This is a genomic window from Bartonella sp. HY406, from assembly GCF_025449315.1.
In the GTDB taxonomy this organism is placed as follows: domain Bacteria; phylum Pseudomonadota; class Alphaproteobacteria; order Rhizobiales; family Rhizobiaceae; genus HY038.
On the sequence record NZ_CP104893.1, the window covers coordinates 1833558 to 1846039 of the forward strand.

Genomic DNA, 12482 nt, shown 5'->3' on the forward strand with positions numbered 1-12482 from the left:
CATGAGCATTTTATTGCGGCAACAAGAACCAAGTTTTCCTTATTAAAATAAAAATTTTTAACAAAAAGCGTTTTCAACGCAAGGGTGAAAACGCTTTTCTATTTATTCAAACTTTAGGCTTATCCTAAGCGGGCAAGTGCCTTTTCCAGCTTTTCGCGCTCTTGCGAACATTCTTTCAAACGAGCGCGCTCAGTTTCCACTACATCAGGACGCGCATTGGCAACAAATTTCTCATTATTGAGTTTTGAAGATAGTTTGCCAATCTCAATATCGATTTTACCAATGCTTTTATTAAGGCGGGCACGCTCGGCATCAAAATCAATCAAGCTGCCAAGCGGGAGCGAGAACGTAACGCCGCCGAGCACGGTTTGCGCTGCTTGCTCTGGTGCAACATTGGCAAGGGTGATGCTTTCCAAGCGGGCAAGGCGTTTTAAAGCGACTTCATGACGCTCTAACCGATCTTTAGTCAGCTGATCGGCTTCAAGCACAACCAAGGGTGCCATAGCACCGGCAGAAACGTTCATTTCTACCCGTAGCGAGCGAATACCAGATACAACATCAATCAACCAATTAATATCATCAGCAGCTTCTTTATCCTGATAATCAATGCTTGGCCACTTCGTCACAACCAGCATTGCATCGCGGCTTTGCCCCTCACCTGCGGTATGGGCCCATAATTCTTCCGTGATAAATGGCATAAATGGGTGCAACAGCTTATAAATTTCATCCAAGCACCAAGCAACGCAAGCTCGTGTTTCTTGCTTTTGCATTTCATCATCGCCGAGAAATACTGGCTTAATAAGCTCCAAATACCAATCACAGAAGAAATTCCAGACAAAACGATATAAGCTTGCTGCTGCGTCATTAAAGCGGTAGCTTTCAATACCGCTCGTCACTTCAGCAACTGTGCGGCTCAATTCTGTCAAAATCCAGCGATTAAGCGATAGGTTAACATTTTCTGGCTTAAAATTGTGGTCATGAGCTGCACCATTCATTTCAGCAAAGCGTGTTGCGTTCCACAATTTGGTAGCAAAATTGCGATAACCGGCAATACGGGTTGGGTCAAGCTTAACATCCCTGCCCTGCGCGGCCATAATAGCCAAAGTAAAGCGCAAAGCATCTGCACCATATTCATCCATCAGTTCTAAAGGATTAATTACATTACCTTTAGCCTTAGACATTTTAGCACCATCTTTATCACGCACCAACGCATGCATATAAATGGTATCAAAAGGCACTTCATCCATGAAATGAATGCCCATCATCATCATACGAGCAATCCAAAAAAACAAAATGTCAAAACCAGTAACCACCACACTGGTTGGATAATAGGTCGCAAGCTCTTCAGTCTTTTCCGGCCACCCCATGGTGGAAAAAGGCCAAAGTGCGGATGAAAACCATGTATCGAGTACATCTTCATCGCGCTTTAACTCAACCACTTCTCCATAATGCTTTTGGGCGGCTTCAAGCGCTTCTGCTTCGCTTTTTTCTACAAAAATATGACCATCAGGGCCATACCAAGCCGGAATTTGATGTCCCCACCATAATTGGCGTGAAATGCACCATGGCTCAATATTTTCCATCCAATGATAATAAGTTTTATCCCAATTAGCTGGAATAATTGCAGTGCGACCACTGCGAACGGCCTCAATAGCAGGCTTTGCCAATTCTCCTGCATTAACATACCATTGATCGGTCAATAAAGGTTCAATCGGCACGCCGCCACGGTCCCCATGGGGAACCTTATGAAGATGCGCTTCAATCTTGGCAAGATAACCAGCTTCTTCCATCATCTCAATGATAAGCTTGCGCGCGGCAAAACGATCCATGCCGTCAAGCTGATCTAAAAGCTGATTAAGCGTATCAACCTGCTGCAATCCTTCCATAAAACCTTCATTACCGCGCAAGGTAATTTTAGCGTCTGGCGTCATGATGTTAATAGCACGTAAATTATTGCGCTTACCAACTTCAAAATCGTTAAAATCATGGGCAGGGGTAATTTTCACCGCGCCAGAACCTGCCTCAGGGTCTGCATAATCATCGCCAACAATTTTTAACTTACGACCAACAAACGGCAAAATCGCATATGTACCAATTAAAGCCTTATAACGTGGGTCTTCAGGATTAACCGCAATACCACTATCGCCAAGCATAGTTTCTGGGCGAGTGGTTGCAACTACGATAAAGCTTGTTTCATCTTCAACATTAAAGGTCTTGCCTTCAAGTGGATAGCGAAAATGCCATAAATTACCATTAACCTCTCGCGGCTCCACCTCAAGATCCGAAATGGCAGTATTAAGCTTTGGATCCCAATTAACAAGACGCTTATCTTTATAAATAAGACCTTGGCGATGCAAAGTTACAAAAACTTCTAATACCGCTTTAGAAAGCCCCTCATCCATTGTAAAGCGTTCACGCGACCAGTCACAAGATGCACCAAGACGGCGTAATTGATTGGCAATCATACCACCTGATTCATCCCGCCATTGCCAAATGCGCTCGACAAATTTTGTGCGCCCCATATCTCTGCGGCCTGGCTCCTTGCGCTCTGCCAATTGGCGCTCCACCACCATTTGGGTTGCAATGCCAGCATGATCCATACCTGGTTGCCAAAGCACATTTTTGCCGCGCATTCTTTCAAAACGAACCAAAATATCTTGAATGGTATTATTGAGCGCATGGCCCATATGCAGCGAGCCAGTAACATTTGGCGGAGGAATAACGATTGCAAAAGCTTCAGCACCTGGTTTTGAACCTGCGCCTGCTTTAAAAGAACCTTTATCTTCCCACTCTTTAGCAATACGTGGCTCGATGGCTTGTGAATCATAATTTTTTTCAAGCATTTTTTATCCGATTCGATTCTACTAGTTGAGCATCGGCCAATATGGCCAGCAATTTGCTCATTGCATTTTAATTAAATTTGCAGCTCATATCTTATGACGGCGCAATATCTTTGTCAAAATTACGCAGTTTTTCTTTTTGTTCTTGGCGATGATAAGTGAAAAAACTTATCGGCAAAAAAATAAGATATAAAAAGGCCGATATAGTAAGTGTAAGCCATGTATAGCTCACCAATAAAACAACATAGGCAACGATCACCAACATAAGCGGCACAACAATATCACGGCGCACACCTTTACCGATAGATTTGCCATTATAAACCGGTAATTTTGATACCATCAAAAAGGCAATAGCTAAGGTGTAAATGCTGAAAATAACGCCTGTGACATGATTAACCGGCAAATCAAAAGCCCCAAGATAAATGGGTAAAACCAACAGGCAACCACCTGCAGGGGCTGGAATGCCTACAAAATAGTGCTTTTGCCAATCTGGCGTATCGTGACGCTCCAATGCGACATTGAAGCGGGCAAGGCGTAAACAACAAGCAACACAATAGACAACCGCAGCCATCCAACCAAAATTACGTGCTTGATCTAGAATATAGATATAACAGATAATTGCCGGCGCAACGCCAAAATTTATCGCATCAGCTAGCGAATCCATCTGTTCACCAAAAGGCGAAGAGCCGTTCATCAAGCGCGCAATACGACCATCAATGCCATCAAGAACCGCAGCAATAAGCATCATGAAAATTGCACTTTCAAAACGGTGCTCAATCGCCATACGAATGCTGCTTAAACCCGCAACAATGGCTAAAACGGTAATAACATTAGGAACAAGATAGCGCATAGCAATCGGCGCACGGCGCTTATGATGCTCGCTTTCACTATTATTATCTGGTTCAAAAGGAGGAAATGGCGATGCACTTTTCATGTCGTCAATCCATTCTAAAATCAGTTAGGCTTTCGCCATTATCGAACATTGCCAAAACTGTTTCACCAGCAACTGCCGTTTGACCAACCCCAACACGTATATTTGCATTTTTAGGCAAATAAACATCAAGACGCGATCCAAAACGAATAAGACCAAAACGCTTACCAGTTTCAAGCTCTGCACCATCATGAACCCACCACACAATACGCCTTGCTACAAGGCCAGCCACTTGCACAACGCCAATATCGCCGTGCTTCGTTTCAAGCACAACACAATTGCGCTCATTGGTTTCACTCGCCTTATCAAGTTCAGCATTAGCAAATTTACCAGGACGATAAACCATAGATTTAATTTTACCATCTATTGGAATACGATTAACATGGCAGGAAAATACATTCATAAACACCGAGATACGAATAACTGGTTCATCGCCAAGATTAAGTTCTTTAGGCGCTATCATTTCACCAACAAAAGAAATTTTACCATCTGCTGGGCTAACAACTAATCCCTCAGCAACTGGCGTAAAACGCTCTGGATCGCGAAAGAAATAAATACACCAAATTGTCAGTACCAAACCTACCCAAAAAAGTGGAGCCCATGCCCAACCAAGGAGCAGTGATACCACAAAAAACACCGCAATAAATGGATAGCCTTCTTTATGAATAGGCACAAAATTATTGCCTATGGAACGCATGATACTCATTGATAATCCTGTCTTCTTTAAAATCTGGCGGATTAAGCAATCTTAAAACCAGATCCAATATTATAATTATCTTTCAATTAGCAGACTATGAAAGCATGCGCAAAAAGATAAATGATTTATGTTGGTTTTGTGCGGTCTACATAAGGTAAAATGCACATTTTTTTGGTAATAAACAGTATTTTTTGCCTAAATGAAACAATCAAAAGCAAAAAGGCCAATTCAAGTTACTGAAATGACCTTTTCACAATATTACATTGCATAACCTTTTAAAAAAGCTGCGTCGATAATATCCACCTATAAGGCAGGTTCGCCGCGATCAATTACGCCGAGATCATCATTTTCACGCATTTCACGCAATTTTTGCTCAACCTCAGTTGCCTCTCGTTGGCGTTTCCACATCGATGCATAAAGGCCATTTTCATCAAGCAGCTCTTGATGTCTGCCGCGCTCAACAATTTTTCCACTTTTTAAAACCAATATTTCATCGGCATCAATAATTGTCGATAGGCGGTGGGCGATCACAAGGGTTGTACGATTCTTACTCACCAATTCAAGCGCTTGCTGAATATCCTGTTCGGTTGCCGTATCAAGCGCGGAGGTTGCTTCATCTAAAATGAGAATCGGCGGCGCTTTTAAAATCGTACGAGCAATAGCGATACGCTGTTTTTCGCCGCCCGATAATTTCAAACCGCGCTCCCCAACCATAGCATTATAGCCTTGCGGCAAATTTTCGATAAAATCTGAAATTTGGGCAAGTTCTGCCGCCCGCCTCACTTCTTCAAAACTTGCATCGGGTCGACCATAGCGAATATTATAGGCAATAGTGTCATTAAAAAGCACTGTATCTTGCGGCACCATTCCGATAGCATGGCGAAGACTTTGCTGAGTTACATTGCGGACATCTTGTCCATCAATGGTAACGGAACCAGATTGAACATCATAAAACCGAAATAAAAGCCGCGAAATAGTAGATTTACCGGCCCCCGATGGTCCAACAATTGCCACGGTTTTGCCGCTTGGCACTTCAAAGCTTATACCTTTTAAAATGGCTCTATCTTCATCATAGGCAAATTTGACCTCATCAAAACGAATTGTTCCCCCCTCAACCTTCAAGGGTTTTGCATCCGCTTTGTCAGTAATCTCTTGCGGAACATCTAAAAGATCAAACATCTGCTCAATATCAGTTAGGCCTTGGCGCACTTCTCGATAAATAAAGCCAATAAAATTCATTGGAATGGAAAGCTGGATCATGAGAGTATTAATGAAAACGAAATCACCAATCGTTTGGGTACCATTGGCAATTTCGCGTACCGAAAGCACCATCATCATCATTAAGCCAGCACCAAAAATTAACGCTTGGCCAAAATTAAGCCAGCCAAGTGATATCCACGTCTTGACGGCAGCAATTTCATAGCGCTCCATCGATGCGTCAAAGCGCTTTGCTTCCATATCCTCATTGCCAAAATATTTCACCGTTTCAAAATTCAACAATGAATCGATAGCACGAGTATTGGCTTCGGTGTCTGAATCATTCATTTGTCTTCGAATAGCAATGCGCCAATCGCTGGCTTTGATGGTAAACCACGTATATGCAACCACCGTCACAACAACGACAACAACATATTCAAAACCACAGGAAATCCATAAAACAAAGGCTGTTAGCGCAAATTCAAGTAAAGTTGGTGCAGTATTTAAAATGGTAAAGCGTACAATCGCTTCAATCCCTTTAGTGCCACGCTCAATTACCCGAGATAACCCACCTGTGCGCCGCTCCAAATGAAAGCGCAGTGATAATTGATGCATATGAATAAAGGTTTGATAGGCAAGTTTACGCACCGCATGCTGACCAACGGCGGCAAAAAGCGCATCACGCAATTGATTTAAACCTGCTTGAATGATGCGGGCAACATTATAGGCAGCAACCAACATTAATGGCGTAACAAGTGCTGGCATCACCCAGTTAGGCGCAACAAAGCTGCCACCTAAGGCTTCGGTTGCATATTTGAAAAAATATGGCACCAAAATAAGCACAAGTTTTGAGGCTACAAGATAAAACAATGCCCATAAAACCCGGCGTTTTAACTTCGGCTGATCTGATGGCCACATATAAGGCCAAAGATTATAAAGCGTTTTAAAAGTTGCGCCAGAATCAGCCGAAACCGTCTTACTGCCGTTATTTTTTCCGGCCGAACTATCACTCATTTTTAAATCTTTTTCTAATGCTTGTGCAAAATTGGTTTATTGCTTTGATGGCAATGCTAATCTTTGCCCGGCTTGAACATTGTGGGGATTTTCCAACACATGTCGGTTCAATTGATATATTTTATCAGCAAAATTATAATCACCATAGAGGCGTTGTGCGATCTGGGAAAGCGTTTCACCTGGGCGAACTACCACGGTTTCAACCGGCTTATTGGCAATATAATATTGTTCATTACTTTTATTTAAATTGGAGATTGTAAAAGGCAAAGTAACATTTGCAAATATTTGCCCCTTTTCATCTAATAATTGCGCCTTTAAAGCATAATCACCTTCTGCAAGCCTGTTGGTGCGCTCGATACAAAAACGCCCCGTTTCTTTAATAAACTCAGAACCTAATATAAGATCAAGATTATGGATTGCAACCCGCCGATTTGCCGGCGCATGACCACAGACGATAAAGTGCCCATTTTCGTAAGCAATATATTCAACCAAAAAGCCAACCTGCTCGGAAGCGCCGTCATCACCAGATACATTACTTAACGGATAGACAATTCTCTGTGTGCCATTTGGTTCATCAATAATGGCGGTTATCGGAGCGTTGCGATCATTATTGATCGTAAGAATTAAAGTTTGAGTGGACGTTGCAGATTGACCATTTTTATCAGTTGAACGCAAAACACAGCGGTATTCGCCGGTTCCCGGTTTTTTTATAAGGCCAATTTCAAAATTACCTTTTTCCTCAGCTCTCGACTGCCCTAATAATTTGGCACCACATACAAGATCAATCTCACTCAAAGGATCAGCTTTACCAGCAATAATAATCCTACCACGCGCATCAACCAAGAAAGAACCAAAAACGGGTGCTGTAACCAATGTTGGAAATGCAACGATAGGTTGGGCAACAGCAAAATGCATGTGCCTGGCAGATACTGATAACAAAAAGCTTAGTAGCGATATTATAAAAGCTCTAGCGAAAAATTTAACATCTATTATTTGCAAAGGGTTCTCTTGATAGCTATTATTTAAACGCTCCGATTTGAAGCATTATCCAAAATAGCACAAATATACCTTGAAGGCACCCGCTTCAAGAAAAATGCTCGAATAAATTGAGGATTACTATCGTTTATTGGTAAAAACTCAAAAGCTAATAAAATACAGTCGATTTTGCCGCATTTGTAAATCTAAGAAAATATCCTTATTATAAGGACCAGACCTTATTATAAATGAAAGACATTTAATTTTAATGAAGCTATGCTCTTGGTTTAAGTTTAGATCACTTCAATCATTGAGGTAAATTTTAGCGTTAAAAAAGCAGACTATAGAATAAAGCAAAACTAATATCACTTAATCCGGAAAAGGAATAAAACATGCCAAAAATTGATTATATTTGTGTTTATTGTGGTTCTAGCGCGGGCGAAAATCCTATCTATATCAAAGCTGCTGAAATTTTTGGCGAAGCCTTAGCTAAGGCGAATATTGGTCTTGTTTATGGCGGTGGTAGTCGTGGCATAATGGGGGCTGTTGCCCAAAGTGTAAAAGCTCATGGTGGCAATGTCATTGGTATTATTCCAGAGTTTTTATTAAGTAAAGAGGCACCCGATGCAGCAGTCTTAGACCTTGATGAGTTAATCATTGTTGATACTATGCATCGGCGCAAAACATTAATGTTTGAAAAAGCGGATGCTTTTGTTACCTTTCCAGGTGGCATAGGCACTTTGGAAGAAATAATTGAAATGATGACATGGGCGCAATTGGGGCATCATAATAAGCCAATGGTTTTTGCCAATATTAATGATTACTGGAACCCCTTAGCAGACCTTTTGCGCCACATGGCCGACGAAGGGTTCTTTCATAGCGCCAGTAAAGTTAAACCGCTTTTTATAAATAATGTTGACGATATTATTCCATTAATAAATAATATTTCTTAAATTGCCGCCTTTTAAATTAATGGCGCGGCTCTAAATAATATTTGTGAATTAGAAAATTAAAAAGAGACGCGTCATGCACGATTACTTTGCAAACTATTCCGATGTTACTTTGAAATTAATTGTCGGGCTTGCGGTATTTTTGTTGGTATTGCGCACAACTGGGCGTGGCAGCCTTAGCCAAATGACACCGATTGACCTTGTAAGCAACTTTGTTATGGGTGGCATTATAGGTGGCGTTATTTACAATCCTGCGACTGGAATTCTGCATTTTTTAGGAGTTTTGTTTATTTGGGAAGCATTGGTGATTTTAGTTAATTATTCTCGTAAACATTTCCCGCTTATTCGCGATATTGTTGCAGGTGGTGATTTACCACTAGTTATTGATGGCAAATACCAAATTAAAAATTTCAAACGCATCGGCTTAGATGTAAATGATTTTGTAACTATGCTGCGCATTAAAGGTGCAGCACCCCATGAAGTTGCTTTTGCCAATTTTGAATCGAATGGCTCATTATCGGTTATCAAAAAAGAAGAAGATCGCGTATCCGTTATTTTAATTAAAAATGGTGAAATTATCAAAGATAATCTTGAGCTTGCTCATAAAACTGAACAATGGGTCCAAGACCAAGTCAAAAAACAAAAAGTCGATCTTGAAAATATTTATCTGGCTGAATGGTTTGAGGAAAAAACACCCACAGGCAGAGAAAGGAATGGTTTATTCATTGTTCCTATACCCAAAGATAGTGACTAAATTACCCAAAAATTGCTTCGTTTTTACCGAATAAATAATTTATTTTCATCAATAGTTCTACTACGACTCAATCCTCACGCATCCCACCCATGCATTTGGATTGATTACAAAACCCTGTGCCACATATTCTCAAGTGTTCCGATCGGATCGGTTAAGATTTCTTGGGCGGTAAGTGAATTATAATTCTGTATCTGCTCTAGTAAAGACCAGCCTCTACGTCTTCCCATTGGCCTTGGAAGCAAATTGGGGTTGCCGGCCTATACCTCGTCATGTGATATTTAAAGGCTAAATTGCCGCGTATGGGTGGTGGATAAAGGCCACGAATATCATAGCCCTAATCCGCATACCAGATTTTATGTGCCGCGTATCATTTCGGTGTTGCGCTATCTAAACAAGCTTGAATATCTAACACTAAACATCTTGCAGCATGCTAAGAAGGTGGTTGACGATGTAGAACAATTCACCATCTGCTGTTTATTTTACAATTGCAAGGAATGTTTCCAGCTTAAAATGCTATTTGATGGCTTTACCTTAGTTAACCTCACTACTTGCCTTTAGCGATGCTTTTGATGATATTGAGGCGTTCAGCTCTATCAGACTATGAAGCACGTCGGCTTTTATCAACATAAGAATAAAAAACTAGCTCTACACTATTACCTCTAAGCTTTAAAAGAGCATAGCCCCTGAGGCGAATATTGACATATTATTTTAATTAAAATTTAGGTATTGTTATAGATTTTTATTAATAATATTAGTTAATTAATATTATTAACAATTGTAAAGAAATATATTTCCAATTGTTATTCGTCATTAATCTCAATTGGTAAATCAATCGAAAACCAATAGCCTTCATGATGAAATAATAAAATTTTATTTTCATCTGGAACAATAAAAGCTTCATCACAAGAAAAAAAAGAATATTTATATTTATTAGAAAAATTACGAATAAAATATTCAACGTCTTTAGAGTCCATTGAAAATAATATTTTCTTAAAAGAACATATATCATCCTGGTATATAAAAATTTGACCCTTAAGATATTTTTTTAAGTTAACAATAGATAAAACCTCGTCAATATCAAATACTTGTTTTTGCGTTTCTGGTAACTCAGAAATCATTTTTGCGTTTTTGATTGATAATCTAGTAAGAACTCCAAGGAGATCAAAAATATTAAACCCTGTAAGTTTTTTAATATAATCTTCTAAATTAGACCACTTTTCAATTTTATAATAAGAATTATCCATAAAAACTCCATATTCAAAAAGTTTATTTATAGTTTTTTCAAAAGTCAGGATTTGGTTTGTAAATATGCCAATTGTTTATAAAATATTTATCTGTAGGCTTATTTATCAACTATAAAAGGCCCAATCTTAACATGTGGTTCCTCGCTTGTATTGCTATGACCATTGAGATTAAACTCTTTTTTTGTTTTATCTTTGCTCCCCCACTAATCAAGTTTTAAATTGCAAAAATTAACTAAGCATCCATCTGCATGATGTTCTACAAATATTAGTAGAAATTTATAGTAATCTACCATTCAAAAAAACACAGCCATTTCTATATAAAACTCATTTGGCAATCATAAAGCTGAAATTATAAAAAATAGGAACAACATATTAACATTAAAGATAAAAAAAGCGCCCAAAAGGACGCTTTTAAAAGGCAAAAAACATCAAAAATTAATCTTTAAAACGCCGAATAACCAATGACGCATTGGTACCGCCAAAACCAAAAGAGTTAGTAAGGACTGTATCAATTTTACGTTCTCTTGCCTTATGCGGCACAAGGTCAATTTTGGTTTCAACCGATGGGTTATCAAGATTTAATGTGGGCGGCGCGATATTATCACGAATAGCTAATGTACAGAAAATAGCTTCAGCAGCACCCGCAGCACCTAGCAAGTGGCCAATAGACGATTTGGTTGATGACATTGACACTTTATCAGCAGCATCGCCCATAATGCGCTCAACAGCTGCAAGCTCAATTGTATCTGCCATAGTTGAAGTACCATGAGCATTAATATAATCGATATCGGATGGCTCAATACCTGCACGTTTAATCGCTGAACGCATGCAGCGTTCTGCCCCCTCGCCTGTTTCGCTTGGTGCAGTAATATGATGAGCATCGCCGCTCAAACCATAACCTACCACTTCAGCATAAATTTTGGCACCACGTTTTTGGGCGTGTTCTAGTTCTTCAAGAACGAGAATAGCTGACCCCTCACCCATTACAAAACCATCACGATCCTTGTCATAAGGGCGTGACGCACGCGTTGGATCATTATTATAGCTAGTTGATAGCGCCTTACAGGCAGCAAAACCAGCAAGCGAGATGCGATTAACTGGCGATTCTGTACCACCCGCTACCATCACATCAGCATCCCCTAGCGCAATCAAACGAGCAGCATCACCAATAGCATGAGAGCCGGTTGAACAAGCGGTTACGACTGAATGATTTGGCCCACGTAATTTATGCTTGATAGAAACATAACCGGACGCGAGATTAATGATACGCCCTGGAATAAAAAATGGGGAAATACGTCTTGGACCGCGATCGCGAAGTGTATAACCTGCTTCGACTATGCCTTCAACGCCGCCAATACCTGCACCAATCATTACGCCGGTTGCAATTTGATCCTCATCGCTTTCTGGATGCCAATTAGCATCTTCTAGCGCTTCGGTTGCGGCCGATACCGCATAAACAATAAATGGATCAACCTTACGTTGTTCCTTTTGTTCCATAAATAAGTCAGGATTATATGTGCCGTTTGTGCCATCACCTAAAGGAATACGGCAAGCAATCTGACATGGCAAATCATCGACCTCAAATTCGCTGACACGACGGGCGCCACTATCCCCATTTATCAATCTCGTCCAACTATGCTCTACATTGCCGGCAAGCGGAGAAACCAGCCCTAGGCCGGTAATGACAACACGCCTCATCATCACATCCTGATCTAACATTCTTTAATTAGAATTTTTTTCAATTTAAATCACAAATTCTCAGACTTTTGAGCATTTGGTATTTATTTTGGGGTATTCATTTTTGTATTCATTCGCCTTTATAGCAACGAATTAACACACTATAAATGAAAGAAAAGCACCTTATAAAAGGCGCTTTTTTT

General features: G+C 40.2%; 9 protein-coding genes. 2 read left to right on the forward strand and 7 right to left on the reverse strand.

The genetic code is table 11. The features are described 5' to 3' along the window. Positions 1 to 119: 119 nt before the first annotated feature. From N6B01_RS07740 to N6B01_RS07760, 5 genes are all read right to left on the reverse strand, one after another. Positions 120 to 2843, reverse strand: coding sequence for a valine--tRNA ligase (locus N6B01_RS07740; RefSeq protein WP_262078175.1), 2724 nt, complete (start codon positions 2841 to 2843; stop codon positions 120 to 122). Between the two features lie 91 nt (positions 2844 to 2934). Beyond that, a complete protein-coding gene (gene pssA / locus N6B01_RS07745; protein WP_262078176.1) occupies positions 2935 to 3774 on the reverse strand; it encodes a CDP-diacylglycerol--serine O-phosphatidyltransferase in 840 nt (279 codons plus the stop codon). Positions 3775 to 3778: 4 nt separating this feature from the next. Continuing rightward, on the reverse strand, positions 3779 to 4477 hold the full coding sequence (locus N6B01_RS07750; protein WP_182417201.1) for a phosphatidylserine decarboxylase: 699 nt from the start codon (positions 4475 to 4477) through the stop codon (positions 3779 to 3781). A 294-nt stretch (positions 4478 to 4771) separates the two neighbouring features. Beyond that, a complete protein-coding gene (locus N6B01_RS07755) occupies positions 4772 to 6679 on the reverse strand; it encodes an ABCB family ABC transporter ATP-binding protein/permease (RefSeq protein ID WP_262078177.1) in 1908 nt (635 codons plus the stop codon). A gap of 36 nt (positions 6680 to 6715) precedes the next feature. Continuing rightward, a complete protein-coding gene (locus N6B01_RS07760; protein ID WP_262078178.1) occupies positions 6716 to 7594 on the reverse strand; it encodes a LysM peptidoglycan-binding domain-containing protein in 879 nt (292 codons plus the stop codon). A gap of 452 nt (positions 7595 to 8046) precedes the next feature. Between N6B01_RS07760 and N6B01_RS07765 the strand changes: the two genes are divergently transcribed. After that, a complete protein-coding gene (locus tag N6B01_RS07765; protein ID WP_262078179.1) occupies positions 8047 to 8607 on the forward strand; it encodes an LOG family protein in 561 nt (186 codons plus the stop codon). Positions 8608 to 8680: 73 nt separating this feature from the next. Further along, complete coding sequence (locus N6B01_RS07770; RefSeq protein ID WP_182417205.1) at positions 8681 to 9358, forward strand: DUF421 domain-containing protein; 678 nt, start codon at positions 8681 to 8683, stop codon at positions 9356 to 9358. An 800-nt stretch (positions 9359 to 10158) separates the two neighbouring features. Here N6B01_RS07770 and N6B01_RS07775 read toward each other — a convergent pair. Then, positions 10159 to 10602, reverse strand: a complete 444-nt coding sequence (locus N6B01_RS07775) for a hypothetical protein (RefSeq protein ID WP_262078180.1) — start codon at positions 10600 to 10602, stop codon at positions 10159 to 10161. A 435-nt stretch (positions 10603 to 11037) separates the two neighbouring features. Beyond that, entirely contained in the window at positions 11038 to 12300 is a 1263-nt protein-coding gene (gene fabF, locus N6B01_RS07780; RefSeq protein WP_262080613.1) for a beta-ketoacyl-ACP synthase II, read from the reverse strand. Positions 12301 to 12482 lie beyond the last annotated feature (182 nt).